Genomic DNA, 22,332 nt, shown 5'->3' on the forward strand with positions numbered 1-22,332 from the left:
CTCACTCCTTCTCTTTCTCTTTTTCGAGCGACGCGAGATAGGTTTTCTGGTGATGGCGGGCCGAATAGGCGGCGCCGACGCCGAGCGCCGCGCCGGCGAGCGCCGCGCCGGCAAGCGCCGGCCCCGTCGCGCCGAGCGGCGTCGGCAGCGGCCGGTAGAAGCCGCCCATGTCCCAGAAATCGGGCTCCGAACAGCCGAGGCAGCCATGCCCCGACTGGATGGGGAAGGATACGCCGCCGTTCCATTTCATCGTGGCGCAGGAATTATAGGTCACCGGACCTTTGCAGCCGACCTTGTAGAGACAATAACCCTGCCGCGCGCCGTGGTCGTCGAAGCCGTCCGCGAACAGGCCGCGCTCGTAAAATGGGCGCCGGTAGCAGCGGTCATGGATCGTCTCGCCGAAAAAGGCCTTGGGACGGCTGAGATGGTCGAGATCGGGCACTTTCCCGAAGGCAAGTAGATAGGACACGACGCCGGTCATCACATCGGCGATCGGCGGGCAGCCCGAAATATTGATTAGCGGCTTGCCGCCAGAGAGTTCGGAAATCGGGACCGCGCCGGTCGGATTGGGATTGGCCTTGGGGATGCCGCCGAAGGCGGCGCAGGTGCCGACCGCGATGACGGCGAAGGCGTCCTTGAGCGTGTCCTCCAGCATCTGATGATTGGTCACGCCGGCGATGGTCGAATAGACGCCGCCGTCCTTGAGCGGCACGGAGCCGTCAACGACGACGATATATTTGCCCTTGTTGGCGGCCATAGCCGCCTTGCGGGCTTGCTCGGCCGCCTCGCCCGACACGGCCATCAAAGTGTGGTGGTAATCGAGAGAGATGAAATCGAAGATCAGGTTCTCGAAGGTCGGCGAATGGGAGCGGGTGAGCGATTCGGTGCAGCCGGTGCATTCCTGGAACGACAGCCAGATCACCGATTGCCGATGCGCAGCCGCCAGGCCTTCGGCCAGGGCTTCGACCGACGAGGGCGGCAGCGCCATGATTGAGGCGATATAGGAGCCGAATTTGAGAAAGGCGCGCCGCGACACGCCGCGTCTTTGCAGTTCGGCGGCAAGAGTATCGTCATGTTTCATGCGGCGCCTCCGCGATCCCGTTTTTGAGTTCGAGCGCTTCCCCCATGCGGCGCGCCGCGACTTCGGCGTCGCGCCGATCGGCGGACAAAATCCTGGGACAGGATGTGATTTCGATCAGATCGGTCGCGATCTTCCCGTCGCCGAAATGGCGGACGCGCCAGACCGCGGAAAACCGCGTTTCCCAGACCTCGGTGCGGCCGGCGACCTCGATGGTCGCGCTCACCTCGCCCCGGCCGAGGAAATCGTCCAGCGATTCGCGGTCGCGGTTCGACATCGGCAGGCCGCCGAGGTCGATTGAAGAGGACTCGCCGCTCGCCGCGAAATCGGTCAGCCTTGCAATGGCTTCCCACAAGAGGGCGTCGGCGAAGCCGCTGTCCTCTTCCGCGATCGCGGTCGATGCGCAGGGTGAAGTCATGGCGCCCACCTCTCGATCAGTTCGCGCGCCGCGCGCCGCATTTCCGGAATCGCCGAGGCGATGGCGGGCGTCGGCTCAAGCCCCCAATCGACGCGTTCCGGCTCGACGCCGATCAGAGCCCGCAGCGCCGGCTTGCGACCGATGAGTTCGGCCGTCGCCAGGAGATCGAACAGCGCAACCTCGTGCGCGGTGCGCTTGACGCCGGAAAGCTGGGCGTCCATTTCAGCCCCCGCGAACGTCCGGACCGCGCCGGGCTGGGCGCCGAAACGGGCGGCGTCGAAGACGATCAGGGCGGAGCAGGAATCGACTTCTGTCAGCAAGGAGAGGCCAAGGGTGCCGCCGTCGAGCACGCGCAAATCTTCGTCGCCAAGCCGATCGAAGCCACGCGCCGCATGAACGCCCGCCCCGTCGTCGCACATCAGCACATTGCCAATTCCGAGCACCAGAACGGGATCCGCCATGAGATGGGAACCTCTTCTTTATTATTCATATTCCGATATGTTCACCCGTTTTGCAATAAGCGCCATGACATGGATTAATCTGAACCTCTGCAACTTTTGGCTAAAGACGCCAAAGGCGGAGATTGAAAAAAATAAGGGCCGGCGATTGCCGGCCCTTACCGAATCCGCTTGGAGCGGAGGGATCAATATTTGGCGAGGACGGGCGCCGGCTGGTCCCAATGATAGGTATAGCCGATCGTGACTTCGAGTTCCTCGAGCCAAACGTTGATGTTGGAATAGGGATTGTAGCCGAAGCCCGGGACATATTCCTGACCGGAGACGCTGGTCCGCGGCGAATAGAGCGCCGAGAAATCGATATCCGAATTATGGGTCCATTTGTAGGTGAAGCCGCCGCCGATATGGTTGGTGACGACGCCCGGGGCGAGGATGTTCAGCATCACGTTGGCGGCGGTGACCGGCTGCGAGCTATAGGAATAGCCCGCGCGCAGGGTCAGGCGGTCATTGTACATCCACTCGAAGCCTATCGCGATGACGTCCACGTCCTTCCAGCCGAAGCCGGGGCCGTTCGCCGTGCCCAGCGAGGCGGGCAGGATCGGGGCCATCGGATTGGAGATCGACGGCACCAGCGAATAGAAGATGTGCTTGTAGTCGATCATCATCGCGAGGGTGGGCAGGAGCTTGTATGAAATGCCCGCGCCGATCGTCGCGGGGACGTCAAAGCTGCCGCCGCCCGCGAACAGGCCGCTGTAATCGTGGAACGGCGTGCTCCAGATCGGCGTCGAACCCTGCACCGAGAGCGAGAAGTCCGGCGTGACGTGATAGAGCATGCCGGCGCGCACCCCGCCGCCGACCGAATAGGCCGGCGAATGGTCGCTGACATTCATCGGATTGGATGACAGCCCGAACATGCTGAACGCGCCGATGCCATAGGCCGAGAAAATCTGGACGCCGAGCACCGGCGCGATGCCGAACGACAAATTGCCGAAGCGCTGGGCGTAGCCGGCATAGATCAGGGCCTGGTTGAGGTCGACGCCCGCGCGGCCGCCACAGAACACGCCCTGCAACGGCGAACCGAACTGGGCGCAGGCCGGATTGATGGTCCCGCTCGAAAAAGTGGTGTTCATGCCACCATTGCCGACCATGGCGAAGCCGAAGGACGAATCGGCGTTGATGGGCTGCGAATAGCCGATCGCCGGAATCGGGAAGACGTTGCGATAGCTGTCCACGCTTCCCGGCGCGGTCAGCATGGTCCCCGTGGCGTCATAGCCGCGCCAGGGCATGAAAGCCGAGATATCGCCGTTGAACTGGCGGCCGACATCGACGAGACTTGCCGGGTTGACCGCGATGGAGAGAGCGGTTGCGGGATTGGCGGAACCTGCGCCGGCAAGCGATTGCTGGCGCGCGCTTTCACCTTCAACGAAATAGCCCTCGGTCGCGTGGGCGGCGGTCGCCGCTGTCAAGACCAGGGCGGCCAGATTCGCGCCCACCAGATTTCGCCATTTCCGCATATTTCTCCCCCACTTGAAACGTCGACGTGATTTTTCGAATCGCCGAGCTTGGTCCGCTGCTATCTTGAGCGTTACGTTTGTCAGATCATAACATTTGAATGGGTTGAAGAATGTCGCGTTTTTGCAACACATCGTTATATTCGGGCGACATTTGCCTCCCGTAGACGCCGGACACAGCTGAATTCCACGCGCCTACGCAAAAAATCAAACGGCGACGAAGACTTGACCGCATCGTCGGCCGGAATATATTCAGCTTTATAAATATATTAAAAACGCTTCGGGGAGCGGAACGCTTGCACCTATCCTATCTCGACGGCGCCGCCCTCCTTTCCGGCGTGATCGTCGGTTTCGTCCTTGGTCTCATCGGCGGCGGCGGCTCGGTCTTCGCCACGCCCCTGCTTTATTATTTCGTGGGCGTCGCCAATCCGCATGTCGCGATCGGCACGGGCGCCGCCGCCGTGGCGGTGAACGCCTTGGCCAATCTCCTCGGCCACGCCCGCGCCGGCCGCGTCAAATGGGCGTGCGCCGCCATTTTCGCGGCGGCCGGCTCGGGCGGCGCGATCATCGGATCCTCGCTCGGCAAGATCGTCGACGGCCAGAAGCTGCTCCTGCTGTTCGGCGTGGTGATGCTGGTGGTCGCGGCGCAGATGGCGATCAAGCGCCCGCCGCCGCAGGGGCACGATTTTCGCCTGACCCGGGAGAACGCCGGCAAGACCGTGCCCGCCCTCGTGCTGATCGGGCTGGTGGTCGGGGTCCTGTCAGGCTTTTTCGGCATCGGCGGGGGCTTCCTGGTGGTGCCCGGCATTCTCGCCGCGACCGGCATGCCGATGATCGCGGCGATCGGCTCGTCGCTGGTCTCGGTGACCGCTTTCGGAGCCGCGACCGCCGCCAATTACGCCTGGTCCGGCCTGGTGGACTGGCCGGTCACCGCCTTTCTCGTGGCAGGCGGCGTCGTCGGCGGCGTGTTCGGAGGAAGGCTTGCGGGCGTCCTCGCCGCCCGCAGGCAGCTGCTCACGCAGGTCTTCGCCGCCCTCGTCGCGGCGGTTGGAATTTATGTCATCTATCGGGGCGTTCTGGTGCTGATGAAGCCGTGACGCCCCGCCAAGTTCGCTAATATCCAAGATCGCTTATATCATAAAGCAAACCATCAAGGGGAATTCCGACATGCTCCAGACGCCCCATCCCTTCGCCCGCTTCATCGCGATCCTCGGGCGCGGCAGGAATCTTTCGCGCGCGCTCACCGTCGAGGAGGCGGAAGAGGCGATGACCATGATCCTCGCCGGCGACGTCCTGCCCGAACAGCTCGGCGCCTTTCTCATGCTGCTGCGCATAAAGGAGGAAAGCCCGAGCGAACTCGCGGGCTTCGTCAAAGCCGTGCGCAAGACCCTGCCCGCGCCCGAGCCCGGGCTCGTCGCGGTCGACTGGTCGTCCTACGCCGGCAAGAAGCGCCAGCTGCTCTGGTTCCTGCTCGCGGCGCTCTCCCTGGTGCAGGCCGGCCATTCCGTCTTCATGCACGGCTTCGACGGCCACACCCCCGGCCGGCTCTATACCGGCGAGGTTCTCACCGAGCTCGGCCTCGCGGTCGCGCCTGATTTCCCGACCGCGACCCGCGCGCTGCGCCAGAGCGGCTTCGCCTATATGGATCTTTCCGCGATCTCCGCGCCGCTCGCCCGCATGATGGGCTTCAAGCCGATCCTCGGCCTGCGCTCGCCGATCCATACGCTCGCGCGGATGATCAATCCCTTCGGCGCGCCGGTTCTGCCGCAGGGCATTTTCCACCCCAATTACATGACCACCCATCGCGACGCCGCGCTGCTGCTCGGCGAGGACAATATGGTGGTGTTCCGCGGCGAGGGCGGCGAGATCGAGCGCCGTCCCGGCAAGCCCTGCGAAACTCTCGGCGTGCGCGACGGCGTCGCTTTCGAAGAGCGCTGGCCGCCAATAATGGAGGAGCCGCGTCAGCTCCCGGACGAGGCGATGGACGTTTCCCGCCTGCTCAGCGTTTGGCGCGGCGATGCGCATGACGCTTACGCCGAGGCCGCCGTCACCGGGACATTGGCGCTGATCCTGCGCGCCATGAAACTCGCGACAGACATGGAAAGCGCGCAGAGCCGCGCCGAGGCCATGTGGCGCGGCCGGGACCCCGGCCGCCTTTTGGCCGCCTGAGCCCGGAGCGCCAATGGACCGCCTGCCCATCTTCCTCGAAGTCCGCGGCCGTAAGGTCGCCGTCGTCGGCCATGGATCGCTCGCCGCGCGCCGCGTGGACACTCTTTCGCGCGCCGGCGCCGAAGTGTGGCTTTTCGCTGCAAGTCCGAGCGACGAATTCGAATCGCTCCAAGGCGGATATCGACGCGGCGACCTCGCCGCGCCGGACGCCTTCGCCGGCTTCGCCATCGTCTATTTCGCCTATGAGCCGGACGAAGAACCTGACGAAGCCTTGATCGCCCGGGTGCGCAAAGCCGGGGCGCTGGTCAATGTCGCCGATTATCCCCGGATGAGCGATTTCATCACGCCCTCGGTGCTCGACCGCAATCCGCTGGTGGTCGCCATCTCGACCGGCGGCGACGCCCCCTTGCTCGGCCGCATGTTGAAGGCGCGGCTCGAAACCCTGATCCCGTCGAGCTATGGGCGGCTCGCGGCGCTCGCCGGCGCCGGCCGCGCGGCCCTGGCGGAAAAACTGTCGAGTCACCAGGCGCGGCTGCGCTTCTGGGAGCGGATCTATGACGGCCCGATCGCGGAAATGGCGCTGGCCGGCGACGACGCCACCGCCAGGACCATGCTCGACCGCGAGATCGCGTCCTGCCGTCCCGACGGCTCGGCGGCCGACGAGACGCCCAAGGGCGAGGTCTATCTGATCGGCGCCGGTCCCGGCGACCCGGACCTCCTCACCTTCCGCGCCTTCCGCCTGATGCAGAAGGCCGATGTCGTGCTCTACGACCGGCTGGTCGAGCCGGCGATCATGGACCGGGTGCGCCGCGACGCCGAGCGCATCTATGTCGGCAAGAGGCGCGACAAACACGCCGTGCCGCAGGAGGAAATCGGCGAGCTGATGGTCAGGTTGGCCAAGGAGGGCAAAAGGGTGCTGCGCCTCAAGGGCGGCGACCCCTTCATTTTCGGGCGCGGCGGCGAGGAGATCGAAAAGCTCGCCGAACACCGCATTCCGTTCCAGGTCTGCCCCGGCGTCACCGCTGCAGCGGGCTGCTCGTCCTATGCCGGGATTCCGCTCACCCATCGCGACTATGCGCAATCCTGCGTCTTCGTGACCGGCCACGGCCGCGACGGCCCGATCGAACTCGACTGGGCGGCGATCCTGCGCCCGCGCCAGACCGTCGCGATCTATATGGGCCTCGCGAATCTGGACTATCTGACCAAGGAATTCATACGCCATGGCGCGGACCCGGCCCTGCCGATCGCGATTATCGAGAACGGCACAAGGCCCAATCAGATCACGGTGACGGGAACCATCGCCGACATCGCCGCCAAGGCGGAAGCCCATGGCCTGCGCGGCCCGACCATCATCATCGTCGGCGAGGTCGTGACCTTGCGCGACAAGCTGAACTGGTACACGCCCCATCCCGAACACGCGGAGAGCCATGCATAAGCAGTCCGCGAAACCGGCTTGAAGACTTTGCGGATTTCGCGCCCGATCGCCGCATCCTTTTGGCGATTGGGCGCGTTATTATCCTGATATGTTCAAGCCTGAGAGGTCGATCATGCTTGCCAGTCCATCCTTTTCCGCCCGCGCCGCCCTTCTTGCGGGCCTCCTGCTCAGCGCGGCGACGCCGGCGCGCGCCTTCCTGTTCTTCGATTTCGGCGACGACCAGCAAAGCGCGCGCGAGGGGCGGCCGATGGCCGCGCCCATCCCGCGCGAAGTGGTGACCTATCACGGGCGGGAAAAGCCGGGAACGATCATCGTCTCGACCGGCGAGCGCCGGCTTTATTATGTGCTCGGCGACGGCCGGGCCCTACGCTATGGCGTCGGCGTCGGGCGTCCCGGCTTCGAATGGGCCGGAGTTCATCACGTCACCAACAAGCGCGAATGGCCGGGCTGGACCCCGCCGCGGCAGATGCTCCAGCGCCGCCCCGACCTGCCGCGCCATATGGACGGCGGAATGGACAACCCGCTCGGCGCCCGCGCCATCTATATCGGCGGCACGCTCTACCGCATCCACGGCTCGAACGAGCCGGACACGATCGGACATGCGGTGTCCTCGGGCTGCATCCGCATGACCAATGGCGACGTGGTCGACCTTTACAGCCGGGTTCACGTCGGGGCGAAGGTCGTCGTCACCCGCTGACGGCCTAAGCATGAATTCGTTGGCTCGCCAACGAATTCATGCTTAGATTCCTTTGAGTTGGCAGGATTTTTGTCCGAAAACCGGCGGCCACTTTTCGGAAATCCTGCTTAGCTCCCGCTCATTCAGTCGGCGTTCAGGCGGCCGGGCGCGTCATATCCCGGTCCGCGCCTGTTCGATGGGCGCGCGATTCGTGGCATCAGGAAGGACTTCCATGCGGGTCAGGACCGAAAAGTTCAAACGCCGCCTCGCCGCCGGCGCATTTTTTGTCGGAGCGATTCTGACCGGAGCGGCCCCCGCAGGCGCGCAGCCGGCGCCGGGCGTCGCGCCCCGCATTGCTCTCGTCATCGGCGAATCGAATTACAAGGACGGCCGCCTGCCGACCGCGGCCAATGATGCCGGCCTGATCGCCGACACTTTGCAGCGCGCCGGCTTCGACGTCACCGGCGCCGCCGACCTCGACCAGGACGGCCTGCGCAAGGCTTTGCGCGAATTCGTGGACAAGGCGGCCGCCGCCGGGCCGAACGCCATCGCCTTCGTCTATATTTCCGGGCGCGGTTTGCAATATGCCGGCGACAATTACATCGCCCCCATCGAGGCGACGATTCCGCGCGCGGTGGACGCGCCGCTGGAGGCGGTGCGGCTGAGCGATTATCTCCAGCCGCTCGCGCAAACGCCAATGAGGGCGAAGATCGTGGTGCTCGACGCGGCCCGCATCAATTCCTTCGCCAAAAGCGGCGAGCCGCTGGCGGGGGGCCTCGCCTTGGTCGATCCGCCGCCCGGCGAGCTCTTTGCCGAGAACACCGCGCCCGGCTCGGTCGCGCCCGACGAGTCCGGCCCCTATGGCGTCTATGCCCAGGCCCTCGCCGAAGCCCTGCGACAGCCGGGCCTGCCCATCGACCAGGCATTCGACCAGACGCGACTGCGCGTCGCGGAAGCGACCAAGGGCGCGGTGATTCCGTGGGACGAATCGAAACTCTCCGCGCCGCCGGCTCTGTTCGCCCGCGCGCCGGGCGTTCCGCAGGCTGCCGCCGCCGAGAGCGTGACGCGGCTGCGGGCGCGGCCGATCCGCGATTATTCCGTGGACGACGCCTATATCGCCGCGCTCGACCGCGACACCATCCAGGCCTATCTCGACTTCCTCGCGGTCTATCCGCATTCGCCCTACGCCCCGCGCGTGCGCGCCATCGTCGCGGTGCGGCGCGAGGCGATCTTGTGGCGTCGGGCGCTTATGCGCAACACGCCCGATTCCTATTGGAGCTATCTGCGCTTTTACCCGCACGGACCCCACGCTTATGACGCCCGCCGCCGGCTCGCGATCTTGAGCGCGCCATTCGAACCGCCGGAGGATTTTGACGTCGTCCATTTCGACGTGCCGCCGCCGCCGCCCGACGAGATCGTCATCGTCCGCCGGCCCTATTACATGTTCGAGGATCGCGACTGGGTCCCGCCGCCCCCGCCACCGGAAGGCTTCCTGCCGCCGCCGGTCATGATCGTCCACGAACCGCCGCCGCCCCCGCCTCATGCCGGCCTGCTGCCGCTGCCGCTCGTCGTCGCGCCGCTGGTCGGCGCGGCGATCGCGGGCCATATGGGCGCGTTCCACGCCCCGGCGGTGGTTCGGGCGCAGTCGCCCGGCGCGCAGAATTATTACAACCGCTTCAACCATCCGCCGGGCGGGCCGGCGCCAGGCGCGGCGGCTCCTGGCTTTCCCGCCGCGGCTCCTGGCGTTCCAGGCGCCGCTCCTGGCGTTCCAGGCGCCGCTCCTGGCGTTCCAGGCGCAGCTCCCGGCGTTCCAGGCGCAGTTCCCGGCGTTCCAGGCGCAGCTCCTGGCGTTCCAAGCGCAGTTCCTGGCGGCGGCTTCGCTCATCCCGGCGGGCCTTCGCCCCATCCCGGCGCGCCCTGGCCGCACCCCGGCGCGGGCGGCGGACCAGCGCCCACAGCCAATCATCCCGGCGCGCCGGGCGGAGCGCGGCTTCCGCATCCGGCGGGACCGATTGCGCCTGTTCCAGCGCCACATCCGGCCGGTCCCGCGCCCCATGTCGCTCCCCTGCCCGCGCCCCATGTCGCGCCCCTGCCCGCGCCCCATGTCGCGCCCCTGCCCGCGCCCCATGTTGCGCCCTTGCCCGCGCCCCATGTCGCGCCCCTGCCCGCGCCCCATGTCGCGCCCTTGCCCGCGCCCCATGTCGCGCCCTTGCCCGCGCCCCATGTCGCGCCCTTGCCCGCGCCCCATGTCGCGCCCTTGCCCGCGCCCCATGTCGCGCCACCGCCTGCGCCCCATATCGCGCCGCGCCCCGCGCCCCATGTCGCGCCGCCGCCCGCGCCTCATGTCGCGCCACCACCGGCGCCCCATATCGCGCCGCGCCCCGCGCCTCATTTCGTGCCGCCACCCGCGCCCCATGTCGCGCCACCACCGGCGCCTCATGTCGCGCCGCCGCCTGCGCCCCATATCGCGCCGCGCCCCGCGCCCCATGTCGCGCCGCCCGCGCCCCATGTCGCGCCCCCGCCTGCGCCCCGTATTGCGCCGCGCCCCGCGCCCCATGTCGCGCCGCCGCCCGCGCCCCATGTCGCGCCGCCGCCTGCGCCTCATGTCCAGGTCCCGCATATGGCCCCGCCCATGGCCGCTCCTGGCGCCCGCCCCCATATGGAGCCGCCGCATGCCGGCGGTCCGGGGCCGCACGGACACGGCAATTGCGGCGCGCCCGGCCAACCGCCCTGCCGTTGAAACGGCCGGTAAAATCGCGCCCCGGCGTTGCGAGACGCGACGCCGGGGCGCCGAAAGCTCCCAAGGAAACGAGCGCTAACGCGATTTTCCGGCAAAGCGCTGGTAAAGCTCCCGCGCCACGAGGTCGGAGGCGTCGTCGGTTTTCTTGCCGGGAAAATTGGTGACGAAGACGATTCCGAGCTCTTTTTCGGGGTCGATCATCCGGTCCTCCCCAAGGTTTTGCGGTCGGCGCGCGACGCGTCGCCTCGGCCAAGGTTACGCCGCAAATCCAGGTTTTACCCGGACGCCGCCGCGACGATCACGCCATCGGCGAACCAGCGGACGAGAAAGCCGCCCGCCGCCTGCGCCATCTCGCCGGCGTCCTGTTTCGGACGGGCGAAAGCCAGACCCGCGCAAATGTCCCCGAACGGCGCGCCGGCCATCGCCTCGGCCAGGGCGATGTCTTCGAGCGTGTCGAGAACGCGATAATTGACATCAAGCTCGCACCGCCACACCGCCAGCGCAGTTTCAGCCTCATCGCGCCCGCGCAGGACCGGCTCGCCCGCCTGAAACGCCTCATATGCCGCAAGCGCGGCGGCGCAGGTCTCGATCCTGATCACGCTCGGATGGAAGCCGAAACGCAGGCCGGGCCAGTCGTCGGCGCTCGTCGCGCGGAGAATTTCGATGGCAAGCGCTGCGGCGTCCGCGGCGTCGAAACTTTTGGCCAGCGCCGCCTCCAGCGCCGCCAGCCCGCAAAGGAAGCGATCCTCGGCATAGGGCGGCGTCGCGCGCAAGAATTGCGGGAGGGAGGCGCCGACCCAGCGCGCATTGCGGAATTTCGAGGGATGCGCCCGCCAATAGGCTTCGACCATGGCCGCGAAGCCGTCGTTCCCCATCGCCTCGGCCAGGACCGGATAATCATTGCTGAGAAATTCCGCCATCCGCAGGCGAAAGCCGTCGTGATAGACGGCGAAGGTCGCGGCGATATTTTGCGCGCGGGCGGGCGGACGCAGCAGCGCGAGCAGACGCGACGACGGCGCCCCCGCCAGCACGCTGTCCTGAAACAGGGATTGCAGCTCGCCGAGCTTCATGCCGCCGCTCTCTCCCCGGCTTCGGCGAGCGCCCGCATGTGGCGCAATTCGTCGAGCAGTTCGGCAAAGGGCGGAAAAAGATCGTCGCGCTCGATCATCGCCGGGACCGGCCCGAACCGCTCCCGCACATAGGAAAACAAAGCCCAGACATCGTCGCAGACGGGGTGATCGTGGGTGTCGATCTTGTGTGTTCCGGCGTCGCTGTGGCCGGCGACATGGATCTGGGCGACGCGCTCCTTCGGCAATTTGTCGAAATAGTCGCGTGCGCGAAAACCGTGGTTGAAGGCCGAGACATAGACATTGTTGACGTCGAGCAGCAGCAGGCAATCGGCCCGCCGCGCGAGTTCGGCCAGAAAATCCGCCTCGCTCATTTCGTCGGCGGCGAAGGCGACATAGGTCGAAGGATTTTCCAGCGCGATCCGGCGGCCAAGGAAATCCTGCACGCGCGAGGCGCGCTCCACGCAATGATCGAGCGATTCCCGCGTCAGCGGCGCCGGCAGCAGATCATGCAGGTTCAGGCCGTGAACGCCGGTCCAGGCGAGATGGTCGGACACCAGTTCCGGCTCGACCCGTTCGATCAGCCTTTTGAGGGCGCGCAGATAATCGAAGTCGAGCGGGTCGGCCGAAGCCAGCGACAGCGACACGCCATGCATGCGCATCGGATAATCGGCGCGGATACGGTCGAGCGTCGCCAGGGGCCGCCCGCCGGGAACCATGTAATTTTCGGAAATGATCTCGAACCAGTCCACCGGCTGCGGGGATTCGAGAATTTCAGGATAATAGACGTGCCGCAGGCCAAGCCCGAAACCTAGCGCCCGATCCTTCGCAATCATCGCGTCCTCCCGGTCGGAACTCCCCGCGCGGAAATGCGCGCGGGGAAAAGTTTCGCGCGCAATCAGCCGACCGTGCCGCCGAGCTTCTTGCAGGCCGTGGCGGATTTTTCGAGCAGGAAGCCCTGGCCCTTGCAGGCGTTCTGGCCCTTGCAGGCGTTGCTGGCGGTCTTGCAGGCGCCCTTGCCCTTGCAGGCGTTGATTCCCATGCAATGGACCATGGCCTTCTTGGCCTGCGCCGGGGTGGAGACGGCGGCGCAGGAAACGGCGAGCGCAATGGCGGCGGCGGCGATGCTCGCGCCGGAAACGACCTTCATCTGCATAGTCATACTCCCTGAGAGCGCCCAGGCGCGGGCGCATCGCGCAAGCACTGCCGGCCTGCAGGAGGGAGTACGGGAGGTCGGATGAAAAGATTACATCCGCCGGGAAAAAATCAGCCGCCGGTCATGCTCATGGGGCGCTTCGACGGCGCCAGCGCGCCGGACCATTGCGCGACGAAATCGTGACCGCGTGGCTTGCGGCGCATGGCGTCGTCGAGCGCGGCATGGAGCGCGGCGCCATCCATCGAGGCGCGCAGCGGGCCGCGCAGGTCGGTTCGATCCTCCTGGCCGAGACAGGTGTACAGCGCGCCGGTGCAGGTGACCCGGACGCGGTTGCAGCTGTCGCAGAAATGCTGGCTGAGCGGGGTGATGAAGCCGACCCGGCCGCCGGTCTCGGCGACGTCGAAAAAACGCGCCGGGCCGCCGCTGGCGTGGGTCGAAGGCGAAAGCGTCAGGCGCCGCGACAGCGCCTCCGTGACAACGTCGAGCGGAAGGAAACTTTCTATATTATGGACGGCGTCCTCGCCGAGCGGCATGGCCTCGATGAAGGAGACCTCCATGCCCAGGTCATGCGCCCATTCGACCAGCGCTAGAAATTCGTCCTCATTGACGCCCTTGAGCGCCACGCAATTGATTTTGACTTTGAGCCCGGCCGCCCGCGCCGCCTCGATCCCGTCCAGAACCCTGGCCATGTCGCCCCAGCGGGTGATGGCGCGGAATTTCTCCGGGTCGAGGGTGTCGAGCGAAACATTGACGCGGCGCACGCCGCAATCCGCCAGATCTTGGGCGAAACGCGCGAGCTGCGAGCCGTTGGTGGTCAGGGTCAGCTCGCGCAGGCCTTGGTCGAACAGGCGCGCCAGGCCGCGGAACAATTGCATGATATTGCGCCGCACCAGAGGCTCGCCGCCGGTGATTCTGATCTTGTGCACGCCGCGCGCGACAAAGGCCGCCGACAGCCGCTCCAGCTCCTCCAAAGTCAGCAGGTCTGCCTTGGGCAGGAAATTCATGTTTTCCGACATGCAATAGACGCAGCGGAAATCGCAGCGGTCGGTGACCGAAAGCCGAATATAGTCGATACGGCGGGCGTAGGAATCGATCAGCGGCGCCGAAGCGGGAAATTCGGCGGCGGGAGATTGGTTTTCGAGCTTGTGCGGGCGCATCCTCTCTATATAGGCTTTTTTCCCGCTGCATACAGGACATGGCGCAAGCAACGCGGCGAAAGGCCTTTTGATTCAATGAACCAATGGATGCGCGACCTCGCCGGCGCTCTTAAATTCTTTTCAAGTCTGCCGATCCCGGCGCCGGGCGGCGATTTCCGCCAGAGCCTGCGCCTCGCGCCGCTCGCCGGCGCAATGCTCGGCCTTGCGGGCGGGCTGGTTTTCGTCGCGGCCTTGCGTTTGCGCCTGCCGGCCGGCGCCGCCGCGCTCCTGGCGCTCGGCTTCGGCGCCCTGATCACGCGCGGCCTGCATGAGGATGGCCTCGCCGACGTCGCCGACGGCTTTGGCGGCGGTTTTACGCGTCAGCGCAAGCTCGACATCATGAAGGACAGCCGCATCGGCGCCTTTGGCGCGATCGTCCTGATCCTGAGTTTGGGCCTGCGCGCCAGCGCCCTCGCCGCGCTCGCCACGGCGCCGGCGAGCGCTTTTCTGGTCATGATCGCCGCCGGCGCCGTTTCGCGCGCCGCCGCGCTTGCGCCATTGGTTCTGCTGCCGCCGGCGCGGGCGGATGGCGCGGGCCGGGCGGCGGGCGGCGAGAATGCCGGGCTGCGCCCGGCCTTTTGGCTTGCTTTGCCCTTCGCCTTCCTGCCGGCGCTCGGGGCTTCGAGCCTTTCAGCCTGTCTTGCCGCGCTGGTCGCGGCGAGCGGCGGCGTTCTCGGATTGTGCGCTCTTGCCCGCGCCCAGATCGGCGGCCAGACCGGCGACGTCGCCGGCGCCGCGCAGCAGATCGCGGAAATCGCGGTCCTGCTCACCTTTTCGGCGGCGGCCTGATCCGCCTCAGCCGCGCTCCGCCGCCGGCATGGCGGCGTGCTTTTTCCTGCGGCGGAACGGCAGTTCCAGCAGGCGGAGCGCGAGCAGAACCCCGCCGAAACCGATGGCGGCGCTCGCGGCGCCGTCGGCGGTGAGCGGCAGGGCGGGCTCATAGTCTGCGAAGGCGCCGCGCGCCACTTTCGGATCGGCGTGAAAGGCAAGGCCGAAGAGTTTGGACAGGGGCATGTCGCCCTTGAGATGCGCGGCCTGGCGCTCAAGCCGTTCGAGCCGCGTCTTCTGTTGCTGGATACGTTCGCCGCGCTGGCGCACGAAGGAATCCGTCGAGCCTTCCAGATGCGCGACGCCCTGATCGTGCGTCATGCCCGACGCTGCGCTGTCGGCGTCGAAGGCGCCGACGACCGCCTGCAATTCGTCGATCGCGCCGGCAAGGCGCTGGCGATATTGCTGGGCATATTCCGGCGCCTGCGAAAAACCCAGGCCCGCGGCGACCGCCGCGGCGAAACTCGTCCTGCGCCACAAGCTCAACATGTGAATCCTGACAGGCGCCCGAAAGGCGTCAGGCGCTCAGACGCTCAGACGCGCGGGGGGCGAAAGAATGATCGACCAGAGCGAGAGCGTCGGCGACGACCTGCCCGTCGGCGCCCCGGCGCACGGCATGGGTCGCGAGATGGCGGCGGAAGGCCCGGGCGCCCGGGCGACCCGCGAAAAGACCGAGCATATGCCGGGTGATGTCGGCAAGACGCGCGCCTTCGCTCAGCTTGTTTTCGATATAGGGCAGAAAGGCTTCGACCGCGAGGCGGCCGCTGGCGAAGGGCGCCGGAACCCCGAACAGCACCGGATCGACCTCCTGCAGCATCGACAGATCGTGATAGGCGGCGCGACCGATCATGACGCCATCGACGCTTTCGAGCTGGCCCGCGGCGTCGGCAAGCGTTGCGACGCCGCCATTGATCGCGATCGCGACCTCGGGCAGCGCGCGCTTCAATTCATGGACCAGGGGATAATCGAGCGGCGGAATGTCGCGGTTCTCCTTCGGCGACAGGCCCTTGAGCCAGGCTTTGCGGGCATGGACGATCAAGGCGTCGGCCCCGGCGCCGACCACGGCCCGCGCCATCGCGAAAAGCGCCGGGCGCGGCTCCTGGTCGTCGACGCCGATGCGGCATTTGACTGTGACCGGCAGGTCGGACGCGTCCTTCATCGCCGCAACGCAGGCGGCGACGAGCGCGGGATCGCGCATGAGACAAGCGCCGAAGGCCCCATTCTGCACCCGGTCCGACGGGCAGCCGACATTGAGGTTGATCTCGTCATAGCCGAATGCGGCGCAGATCTTCGCCGCCTGCGCCAGTTCCCGCGCATCCGAGCCGCCAAGCTGGACGGCAAGCGGATGTTCGACGGCGTCATAGCCAAGCAGCCTTTCGCGGTCGCCATGAAGGATCGCGGCCGAAGTGACCATTTCCGTGTAAAGCCGGACGTTGCGCGAATGAAGCCGCGCAAGAACCCGGTAATGACGATCCGTCCACTCCATCATAGGCGCGACGGAAAAGCGCCACGGGCTGAATTTTGTGCCTATTTCTCGAAATTCAATTTGTCCCGCCATTTCCAGCCGATTCTCTTTTCACGCCAGTCGTCGCCATTTGTGCCGATTTTGGCCTTTAATGACAATATGGCCTGAATTCAAGGAATGTCGGGACTCGGGACAATCGGCGGAAGGCGCGCTCTTCCCCTCGAAATTTTTAGCGCGCTCTTCCCCTCGAAATTTTTAGACGGCGCACTTCTTGTAGACAGCGCGCTTCGGCGCAGATGACTGGGGCGCGCAAATCACCGGGGCGCGACAGCCGGTGGCGGCCCGCCCTCGATGACGCATCGCAGCGACGCATCATAGCGCCCTGCGCTTGGCCGTATTGCAAGGCCTGCCTGGGGCGAGGCGATCACGAACGGGCCAAGGCCTTGGCGACGCCGAACGCCATTGGCCGGCGCGACGCGACCGCCCGTCGCCGCGCCGGCCAATCGGCCCAGCCTGATTCAGGCTCAGTCGTCGTCGTCGCGGCGGTGCGGGCCACGCGGAGGCCCCCAGCCACCGCCGCCGGGAGGTCCGCCGTGGGGTGGATCGCCCGGAGGGCCCCAGCTGCGCCCGCCTGAATGAGCGATCGCCTGAGAGGTCAAAGACGTCGACAACAGCATGGTGATGGCCGGTGGCGTCGCCGCCGCGAACCTTCCCAAGGTGGAAAGGAATTTCCGGCGATCGGCTTGGGCGGCTTCTCCCGCGCCAAGCCCGTCCTCGCCTGAATTGTCGTCTTGCCGATGTTCCATGACGTCCCTCCACTCCGCGTTAGGATCCTTGCCGACTGTGCGAACCAATATCGACAGCCATCATCCGGCGCGACCACAACCGATCGCGCAGGCCCCGCGCGGCATTTCGTCCCGAAACAGCGCCAGACCCCGTCCGCCGGAACAATATGTCTCAGCGGTCCGTGTCTTCAAACTTGCCGTTCGGGCTTCCGTCCGAACCGCCGTTGCCGAAGCCGTTGTTCCCTCTGCCGCCGGATTGGGCGATTGCCTGGGATGTGAGCGTTGTCGATAACAGCAGCGTGACCGCGGGGGGCGTCACGACGGAGAATCGCCCCAGCGCGGAAAGGAACTTCCGACGATCGGCCTCAGCTTCGCCAAGCCCGAGCAGCCCGTTTTCGGCTGGCTTGTCATGATGTTCTAGTTCCATCGCATTTCTCCATTCGAATCCGTGATAACGATTTGCTACGCGCATTGATTTTTAAATTTAATCGCTTGGGTGATCGCCCGCATCGCAAACTGAAACTCAGCGCCATGTGCCCCCGGGGCGTTTTTTCATTTTCCGCCCTTTTCGCCACCCAACCTTGCGACTAGAATGCGCCCCTGATTTAATAAGTCAACGATGGAATTATTAAATCAATTAACCATGGTATTAAATAGCGTCGCGCAAAGGGAAATCTCGGGAAGTCGATGCGCGCCCACCCCCGGGAAAGCGCATGGCGGAGCTGGAAAGCACGACAATGGAACGAGCTCAATGCAAAGCTCACGAAATGCAAAACGACGACGCGCCTGAATTCGTCTTGCGCGCGGCAAAGGACGCTGTTTTCGCGCTGTTCGACGACACGCCGACGGTCTTCTGCGAATCCGCCCAGAAACTCTATGCCCTCAACCCGGTCGCGGCCCTGATCTGGTGCTGTCTGGATGAAGGCGGCGGGCGGCAGGCGGCGCAGGCGCGTCTGGTCGCGGCCGGCGTCAACCCGGCCGCCGCCGGAAGCCGGGTGGAGGACGCCGTCCGCGACTGGCTCGAACTTGGACTGCTGGACGTCGATTTCCATCCCGCGCGGGAGCCCCACGCCTGCGCTTTTTGCATCGACGGCCAATCCTTCACCGTCGAAACGTCGAGCCCGCGGCTGTCGCGCCAGATCGCCGCCCTGTTCGACCACCATCCGTCGGAGATGGATGACGCGGAGGCGACTCGGATAAGGGTCGTCGAGATCGACGGACGGTCGCACGTCTATCTCGACGACCAGCGACTCGCCGTCTGTTCGCCAGAGGAAACGCCGCCGGCGATCAAGGGCCTCGCGACCGAGCGCATTCTCGCGCAAATGGGGCAGGACATCGCCTTCCACGCCGCCTGCCTGTCGCAGCGCGGCAGAGCGCTTCTCATCAGCGGGGAGCCGGGAGCGGGCAAGACCACGCTGACGCTGCATCTGGCGGCGAAAGGTTTCGGCTATGGCGGCGACGATGTCGCCCTCATTTCCCCCGCCGGCTACGTCAGGGGCCTGCCCTGCGCGGCCGCGGTGAAGCCCGGCGCCTGGGACATCGTCGGCCAGATCCGGCCCGAACTGCGCGACGCGCCCGTCTGGCGCCGGCCCGACGGCGTGAAGGTGAAATATCTCGAAGCCGGCGCGATCGACGCCAAGCCGAAGCCGGCCGGATGGATTGTCTTCCTTCGCCGGGAAGCCGGCGGCGCGGTCGAATTCAGGCGGCTCGACGCCCTGGAGGCCATGCGCCGGCTGATCGACGCCGCTTTTTCGCCTCTCGGCCGCCTGAGCCTCCCGGGCTTCGGCGCGCTGCGGCGGGTCGTGACCCGCGCGCAAATCTTCGAACTGACCTATGAGCACTCGGCCGAAGCGGCCGACGCCATTTCAGCGATCTGTCATGACGGCGCCTGACCGCAGCTTCAACGACCTGTGCCGGTGCCTGCGCGGCGCCCTGCCCGAGGCGCCGGACTGGGTCGAGATCGTCGCTGTGGCCAACAGGTCGCTGACCACGCCGTTTCTGATCGATTTCGTCCGCCGCTTCGCCGCCGAAATTCCGGAGGACGTTCGGGCCTGCGTCGAGGAAATGTTCAACCGCAACGTCCTGCGCAACGACAGGCTCGCCGCGCAATTGGGCGAGGCGGTCGCGGCGCTGAACGCGCGCGGCGTGACGCCGGTTCTGCTGAAAGGCGCGGCTTTTCTCGCCGCCGCCGACAGCAGCCGGCGCGGCCGCCGCCTGACCTGCGACCTCGACCTTCTGGTTTCCCCGCGCGAGGCCGCCACCACGATCGAGGCCCTGTCGGCTTTGGGCTATCGCCCGTTTCGCCAGGCGCCGGACGACGCCGGCAAATGGTTCGTCGATCTCGCGCGCGAGGGCGACGTGGGCATGATCGATCTGCACACGGCGCTCCCGGGTCCGGCGTTCTATTACCGGGCAATGGGCAAGGTCCGGAACCATTGCCGCCCGGTCTGGGTCGGACAGGGCGTCGCCTTGGCGCCGTCTCCCGCCTGTCAGGCGATGATATTGATCATCCACGATCAGTTTCAGGATCACGATTATTGGATCGGCGACATCGACCTGCGCCATCTGCTCGATCTGCGCGAACTCGCCACCGCGCCGGAGGGCCTCGACTGGCGGAGCCTGGCCTCGTTTGCCGCCGCACCGCTCGCACGCAACGCACTCGAGACCGAACTGACAGCCCTCCACGCCCTCCTTGGCGTGGACACGCCCGCGGACATGCGCAGCAGGCTTGTCCCGCGTCTTCAGCACCGGCGACGCATGCTTCAGCTCCGCTTTCCCTTTTTGCGGCCTCTGCTGATGGGGATGGCTCTGATCGACCTTTTCCATTACCGGGCGGAAATAGGATCGCGGGAAAGCGAGGCGCATGCGCCCGCCGCGCGGCGGCTGCTGCCCCGGATCGAGACTTTGCGCTTCCTCCTCGCGCTGGCCCGGGAAAGCCGCGCCTCGAAGCTTTGAAGCATGTTCGCCTGAAGTCTTGGCGCGCGCCGCACCCGGGCGGAACGTCAGGGTGGGACGCGTCCTGCGCTAAAGCGTTCGAATATAGGCAATAAGGGCGGAGCGTTCCTTGTCGTCCGGGACGCCGTTCATATCCATATTCGTGCCCGGGCAAACGACAGCCGGCGCCTTGAGAAAGGCGTCCAATCGACTGGCGGTCCAGACGCCTCCCATGTGGCGCAGCGCCGGCGAATAGTCGGGATATCCTGAAAGCGATGCGACCCCCCGGCCGAAGACGCCGGCCAAATTGGGACCTATCCGATTGCCGCTCATCTCGGTCGATTGATGGCAGCCGCCGCATTTCTCCGCGAAAAGAGCTTCCGCCGTTCCGCCCGTATTCGGGACAATCGAAATCAGCGTGCTGTCATCGGTCCAGAGCAGGATGCGTCCGTCCTGGCCCTCAATCAGATCGCGGATCCGACTCCCGATATAAATGCTTTCGAAATAAAGGACATGATCGTTTCTGACATGCGCGCGAAAGAGAGTTTTGGCCTTGAGCGAGCCGATCAGGAGATCGCCGCGCCAGCGCGGGAACAGACCCCGTTCGACGACCAGGAGGTTCGAGACCCCGATTGACGGGACCCAGGCGAACAGCGGCTCCCGATAGGCTCCCCAACTCGACTCCGGTTTGTTCAACGGCCAGGTGAAAGATCCGTAATCCGTTCCGAACGTGGCGTAAGGCCAGCCATAATTCGCGCCGCGTATCAGCCGGTTAAGTTTGTCGCCGCCTGCCGGTCCATGTTCCGTGGACCATATGTTTCCGGCATTGTCGATAAACAGGCCTTCCGGATTCCTGTGGCCGATCGTGAACGTTTCAGCATGCCCGTCGGCGATATTGATGGCGACCGTCTTGCCGTAGGAGGTTGAGCGATCCTGCGCCAACGCATCTACGGAAGCCAAGCCGTCGAAACCGAAGTCGCCGACGCTCAAGAGAATTGTCTGCGGATCCATCATCTGCATCCGGCCGCCGCCAAAATAGCCGACGAACGGCAAGCCATGCCGCCGGTCTTTTCCGTGGACGGGCAGGCACGGCGACGTCTCATAAAGAGTTCTCCATTCGAGACCGGGCGCGCCGCGAAAAATCGCCGCCCGGTCTCCTTCCAGCATCGAGACCCGTTCGACGAAACACGCACGGCGCCAATGCCAATAGGCGTGCGAAACGAATATTCGCGCCTTGGTTCCGATTTCCTGCAAAAGAAGGCCATAAGTGCGGAAGTTTTCGGGATTGAGCCTCTCGTCTCCGCCAGATTGTTCGATTCCCGCGCGTTCCCCGGGAAAAGTCTCCCATGGACGCCCCGCCGCCGCGGCGAAAGCGTCGCCATTCAATGGAACGCGATAGGGCAGCCGCGAAAAATTTCGCCCGTTTGACGAAAAATTCGGACCAAAGAGGAACAGATGGCCGTCTCCCGTCACGAGGAGATAGCGGTCTCCGATCCGCCCGAGCGAGCCGCCGTGGACCGCCGAACCGGGCCCCTGGTGCGTGTCCAGCCTCAAATTATAATAGGACGATCTGATGAGCGCGGAACTGTGCGCTGGCGTGAAGCGCGCGGCGAGCTCGGACGCCAGATGCGCCGTGGATTGGTTAACGACCAGAATGAACATCAGCGCGCCGAGCGCCAGCGTCCGCAAAGGCCATGACGCCGGCAGAAGGCGGGGCGCCAGGTTCAATATGAGGGCCAAAACAAAGACGGATAATGTCACGCCGCGTGAAAAATCATTCTTGAAAACATTGAGCCCCAGGAAGACCATGCCATAAATCGCCATGGTGGACATGGCCGTCAGCAGCAGGCCACGCCTTCCACACTCACGGTGGAGCCAGCCGGCGACTACGGCGCTGGCCACGAATGCGCCGCACAAAGCGACGCCGGGCAGGAATTTCGATGGCGGCAAGCGCCATACCGGCACGCCGAATTTCCAATAGGGAATGAGCGCGATGACCGCGAGCGCTAAAACGTTCCAGGCCAGCAGAAAGATCCACGACGACCATCGGTTGATCCTGGCCGTCGACCACCCAAGCTGATCGAAGTGAGCAACGGCGCCACTGTTTGGAGCGCCCTCAGAAATACCGAGATCGCGCATCGGTTCAAGCCTCTTTGGCTTCGACCGCCTTTAACCGGGAAGCCGCCGGCGCGGGTCGCCAAGGTCCTTCCCCGGCTATTTAATTATAATCCGCAGAAAAAATAATAGCGCTATCCGAAATAAAATGACAGCCTTGTCGGATAAATTATATTTGTTTTCATGCGTAGCGGCTCCTCACCATTTTTCCGAGCGCCAGACGCGACGCGATCCAATCGGAATCCGGCAGAACCGCACCGACCGCAACAGGTCTTTAACATTTGATTAAGAGGCGTTTTTGATG

22 protein-coding genes are annotated in these 22,332 nt (G+C 65.5%); 8 read left to right on the forward strand and 14 right to left on the reverse strand.

Annotated elements, in window-relative coordinates; all coding sequences use genetic code 11:
* Position 1: 1 nt before the first annotated feature.
* From K2U94_RS16600 to K2U94_RS16615, 4 genes are all read right to left on the reverse strand, one after another.
* Entirely contained in the window at positions 2 to 1,081 is a 1,080-nt protein-coding gene (locus K2U94_RS16600; RefSeq protein ID WP_243068267.1) for a hydrogenase small subunit, read from the reverse strand.
* Complete coding sequence (locus tag K2U94_RS16605; RefSeq protein ID WP_243068268.1) at positions 1,071 to 1,496, reverse strand: hydrogenase expression/formation protein; 426 nt, start codon at positions 1,494 to 1,496, stop codon at positions 1,071 to 1,073. Before K2U94_RS16605 ends, K2U94_RS16600 begins: the two co-directional genes overlap by 11 nt.
* Positions 1,493 to 1,957 carry a HyaD/HybD family hydrogenase maturation endopeptidase gene (locus tag K2U94_RS16610; RefSeq protein ID WP_243068269.1) on the reverse strand — a complete coding sequence of 155 codons (465 nt, stop codon included), beginning with the start codon at positions 1,955 to 1,957 and terminating at the stop codon, positions 1,493 to 1,495. The genes K2U94_RS16605 and K2U94_RS16610 overlap by 4 nt, the downstream gene beginning before the upstream one ends.
* A gap of 182 nt (positions 1,958 to 2,139) precedes the next feature.
* A complete protein-coding gene (locus tag K2U94_RS16615) occupies positions 2,140 to 3,444 on the reverse strand; it encodes an OmpP1/FadL family transporter (protein WP_243068270.1) in 1,305 nt (434 codons plus the stop codon).
* A 314-nt stretch (positions 3,445 to 3,758) separates the two neighbouring features.
* Between K2U94_RS16615 and K2U94_RS16620 the strand changes: the two genes are divergently transcribed.
* The 5 genes from K2U94_RS16620 (at position 3,759) to K2U94_RS20590 (ending at position 10,482) form a co-directional block, all read left to right on the forward strand.
* On the forward strand, positions 3,759 to 4,559 hold the full coding sequence (locus tag K2U94_RS16620; RefSeq protein ID WP_243068271.1) for a sulfite exporter TauE/SafE family protein: 801 nt from the start codon (positions 3,759 to 3,761) through the stop codon (positions 4,557 to 4,559).
* Positions 4,560 to 4,629: 70 nt separating this feature from the next.
* A complete protein-coding gene (locus K2U94_RS16625; protein WP_243068272.1) occupies positions 4,630 to 5,631 on the forward strand; it encodes a glycosyl transferase family protein in 1,002 nt (333 codons plus the stop codon).
* A 13-nt stretch (positions 5,632 to 5,644) separates the two neighbouring features.
* The gene (gene cysG, locus K2U94_RS16630) at positions 5,645 to 7,066 is read left to right on the forward strand and encodes a siroheme synthase CysG (protein WP_243068273.1); all 1,422 of its coding nucleotides are present in this window, start codon (positions 5,645 to 5,647) and stop codon (positions 7,064 to 7,066) included.
* 247 nt (positions 7,067 to 7,313) lie between these two features.
* The gene (locus K2U94_RS16635) at positions 7,314 to 7,763 is read left to right on the forward strand and encodes a L,D-transpeptidase (protein ID WP_425332555.1); all 450 of its coding nucleotides are present in this window, start codon (positions 7,314 to 7,316) and stop codon (positions 7,761 to 7,763) included.
* A 211-nt stretch (positions 7,764 to 7,974) separates the two neighbouring features.
* Positions 7,975 to 10,482, forward strand: a complete 2,508-nt coding sequence (locus K2U94_RS20590) for a caspase family protein (RefSeq protein ID WP_272884876.1) — start codon at positions 7,975 to 7,977, stop codon at positions 10,480 to 10,482.
* A 75-nt stretch (positions 10,483 to 10,557) separates the two neighbouring features.
* On the opposite strand, the gene K2U94_RS20595 is transcribed toward K2U94_RS20590, so the two are convergent.
* The 5 genes from K2U94_RS20595 to moaA form a co-directional block, all read right to left on the reverse strand.
* Positions 10,558 to 10,683 (reverse strand): hypothetical protein, encoded by a 126-nt coding sequence (locus K2U94_RS20595; protein ID WP_272884877.1) that lies wholly within the window; start codon positions 10,681 to 10,683, stop codon positions 10,558 to 10,560.
* Positions 10,684 to 10,757: 74 nt separating this feature from the next.
* A complete protein-coding gene (locus K2U94_RS16645; protein WP_243068275.1) occupies positions 10,758 to 11,552 on the reverse strand; it encodes an HvfC/BufC N-terminal domain-containing protein in 795 nt (264 codons plus the stop codon).
* Positions 11,549 to 12,385 carry an MNIO family bufferin maturase gene (bufB, locus tag K2U94_RS16650; protein ID WP_243068276.1) on the reverse strand — a complete coding sequence of 279 codons (837 nt, stop codon included), beginning with the start codon at positions 12,383 to 12,385 and terminating at the stop codon, positions 11,549 to 11,551. Before bufB ends, K2U94_RS16645 begins: the two co-directional genes overlap by 4 nt.
* 62 nt (positions 12,386 to 12,447) lie before the next feature.
* Positions 12,448 to 12,705 (reverse strand): BufA2 family periplasmic bufferin-type metallophore, encoded by a 258-nt coding sequence (bufA2, locus tag K2U94_RS16655; protein ID WP_243068277.1) that lies wholly within the window; start codon positions 12,703 to 12,705, stop codon positions 12,448 to 12,450.
* A 110-nt stretch (positions 12,706 to 12,815) separates the two neighbouring features.
* On the reverse strand, positions 12,816 to 13,862 hold the full coding sequence (moaA, locus tag K2U94_RS16660) for a GTP 3',8-cyclase MoaA (RefSeq protein ID WP_243068278.1): 1,047 nt from the start codon (positions 13,860 to 13,862) through the stop codon (positions 12,816 to 12,818).
* An 87-nt stretch (positions 13,863 to 13,949) separates the two neighbouring features.
* Here moaA and K2U94_RS16665 point away from each other — a divergent pair, with 87 nt between their 5' ends.
* Complete coding sequence (locus K2U94_RS16665; RefSeq protein ID WP_243068279.1) at positions 13,950 to 14,690, forward strand: adenosylcobinamide-GDP ribazoletransferase; 741 nt, start codon at positions 13,950 to 13,952, stop codon at positions 14,688 to 14,690.
* 6 nt (positions 14,691 to 14,696) lie between these two features.
* On the opposite strand, the gene K2U94_RS16670 is transcribed toward K2U94_RS16665, so the two are convergent.
* The 4 genes from K2U94_RS16670 to K2U94_RS16685 form a co-directional block, all read right to left on the reverse strand.
* The gene (locus K2U94_RS16670; RefSeq protein WP_243068280.1) at positions 14,697 to 15,218 is read right to left on the reverse strand and encodes a DUF2937 family protein; all 522 of its coding nucleotides are present in this window, start codon (positions 15,216 to 15,218) and stop codon (positions 14,697 to 14,699) included.
* Between the two features lie 28 nt (positions 15,219 to 15,246).
* Positions 15,247 to 16,287: a tRNA dihydrouridine(20/20a) synthase DusA gene (gene dusA, locus K2U94_RS16675; RefSeq protein WP_272884878.1), complete on the reverse strand. Its 1,041-nt coding sequence runs from the start codon at positions 16,285 to 16,287 to the stop codon at positions 15,247 to 15,249.
* Positions 16,288 to 16,718: 431 nt separating this feature from the next.
* On the reverse strand, positions 16,719 to 17,000 hold the full coding sequence (locus K2U94_RS16680; protein ID WP_243068282.1) for a hypothetical protein: 282 nt from the start codon (positions 16,998 to 17,000) through the stop codon (positions 16,719 to 16,721).
* 151 nt (positions 17,001 to 17,151) lie between these two features.
* On the reverse strand, positions 17,152 to 17,406 hold the full coding sequence (locus K2U94_RS16685; RefSeq protein WP_243068283.1) for a hypothetical protein: 255 nt from the start codon (positions 17,404 to 17,406) through the stop codon (positions 17,152 to 17,154).
* A gap of 340 nt (positions 17,407 to 17,746) precedes the next feature.
* On the opposite strand from K2U94_RS16685, the gene K2U94_RS16690 reads away from it, so the two are divergent.
* A complete protein-coding gene (locus tag K2U94_RS16690; protein ID WP_243068284.1) occupies positions 17,747 to 18,871 on the forward strand; it encodes a hypothetical protein in 1,125 nt (374 codons plus the stop codon).
* On the forward strand, positions 18,858 to 19,934 hold the full coding sequence (locus K2U94_RS16695; RefSeq protein ID WP_243068285.1) for a nucleotidyltransferase family protein: 1,077 nt from the start codon (positions 18,858 to 18,860) through the stop codon (positions 19,932 to 19,934). Before K2U94_RS16690 ends, K2U94_RS16695 begins: the two co-directional genes overlap by 14 nt.
* 69 nt (positions 19,935 to 20,003) lie before the next feature.
* On the opposite strand, the gene K2U94_RS16700 is transcribed toward K2U94_RS16695, so the two are convergent.
* Complete coding sequence (locus K2U94_RS16700) at positions 20,004 to 22,052, reverse strand: PQQ-dependent sugar dehydrogenase (protein ID WP_243068286.1); 2,049 nt, start codon at positions 22,050 to 22,052, stop codon at positions 20,004 to 20,006.
* Positions 22,053 to 22,332 lie beyond the last annotated feature (280 nt).

The sequence above is a fragment of the Candidatus Rhodoblastus alkanivorans genome (assembly GCF_022760755.1).
In the GTDB taxonomy this organism is placed as follows: domain Bacteria; phylum Pseudomonadota; class Alphaproteobacteria; order Rhizobiales; family Beijerinckiaceae; genus Rhodoblastus; species Rhodoblastus alkanivorans.

What these genes read in the sequence shown, in the direction of transcription:
- K2U94_RS16685 (WP_243068283.1), bottom strand. Translation starts at nt 17,406, where the DNA reads ATGGAACTAGAACATCATGACAAGCCAGCCGAAAACGGGCTGCTCGGG.
- K2U94_RS16700 (WP_243068286.1), bottom strand. Translation starts at nt 22,052, where the DNA reads ATGCGCGATCTCGGTATTTCTGAGGGCGCTCCAAACAGTGGCGCCGTT.
- K2U94_RS16625 (WP_243068272.1), top strand. Translation starts at nt 4,630, where the DNA reads ATGCTCCAGACGCCCCATCCCTTCGCCCGCTTCATCGCGATCCTCGGG.
- bufA2 (WP_243068277.1), bottom strand. Translation starts at nt 12,705, where the DNA reads ATGCAGATGAAGGTCGTTTCCGGCGCGAGCATCGCCGCCGCCGCCATT.
- K2U94_RS16645 (WP_243068275.1), bottom strand. Translation starts at nt 11,552, where the DNA reads ATGAAGCTCGGCGAGCTGCAATCCCTGTTTCAGGACAGCGTGCTGGCG.
- bufB (WP_243068276.1), bottom strand. Translation starts at nt 12,385, where the DNA reads ATGATTGCGAAGGATCGGGCGCTAGGTTTCGGGCTTGGCCTGCGGCAC.
- K2U94_RS16680 (WP_243068282.1), bottom strand. Translation starts at nt 17,000, where the DNA reads ATGGAACATCGGCAAGACGACAATTCAGGCGAGGACGGGCTTGGCGCG.
- K2U94_RS20595 (WP_272884877.1), bottom strand. Translation starts at nt 10,683, where the DNA reads ATGATCGACCCCGAAAAAGAGCTCGGAATCGTCTTCGTCACCAATTTT.
- K2U94_RS16635 (WP_425332555.1), top strand. Translation starts at nt 7,314, where the DNA reads ATGGCCGCGCCCATCCCGCGCGAAGTGGTGACCTATCACGGGCGGGAA.
- K2U94_RS16600 (WP_243068267.1), bottom strand. Translation starts at nt 1,081, where the DNA reads ATGAAACATGACGATACTCTTGCCGCCGAACTGCAAAGACGCGGCGTG.
- K2U94_RS16610 (WP_243068269.1), bottom strand. Translation starts at nt 1,957, where the DNA reads ATGGCGGATCCCGTTCTGGTGCTCGGAATTGGCAATGTGCTGATGTGC.
- K2U94_RS20590 (WP_272884876.1), top strand. Translation starts at nt 7,975, where the DNA reads ATGCGGGTCAGGACCGAAAAGTTCAAACGCCGCCTCGCCGCCGGCGCA.
- dusA (WP_272884878.1), bottom strand. Translation starts at nt 16,287, where the DNA reads ATGGCGGGACAAATTGAATTTCGAGAAATAGGCACAAAATTCAGCCCG.
- moaA (WP_243068278.1), bottom strand. Translation starts at nt 13,862, where the DNA reads ATGCGCCCGCACAAGCTCGAAAACCAATCTCCCGCCGCCGAATTTCCC.
- K2U94_RS16665 (WP_243068279.1), top strand. Translation starts at nt 13,950, where the DNA reads ATGCGCGACCTCGCCGGCGCTCTTAAATTCTTTTCAAGTCTGCCGATC.
- cysG (WP_243068273.1), top strand. Translation starts at nt 5,645, where the DNA reads ATGGACCGCCTGCCCATCTTCCTCGAAGTCCGCGGCCGTAAGGTCGCC.
- K2U94_RS16690 (WP_243068284.1), top strand. Translation starts at nt 17,747, where the DNA reads ATGCAAAACGACGACGCGCCTGAATTCGTCTTGCGCGCGGCAAAGGAC.
- K2U94_RS16695 (WP_243068285.1), top strand. Translation starts at nt 18,858, where the DNA reads ATGACGGCGCCTGACCGCAGCTTCAACGACCTGTGCCGGTGCCTGCGC.
- K2U94_RS16605 (WP_243068268.1), bottom strand. Translation starts at nt 1,496, where the DNA reads ATGACTTCACCCTGCGCATCGACCGCGATCGCGGAAGAGGACAGCGGC.
- K2U94_RS16670 (WP_243068280.1), bottom strand. Translation starts at nt 15,218, where the DNA reads ATGTTGAGCTTGTGGCGCAGGACGAGTTTCGCCGCGGCGGTCGCCGCG.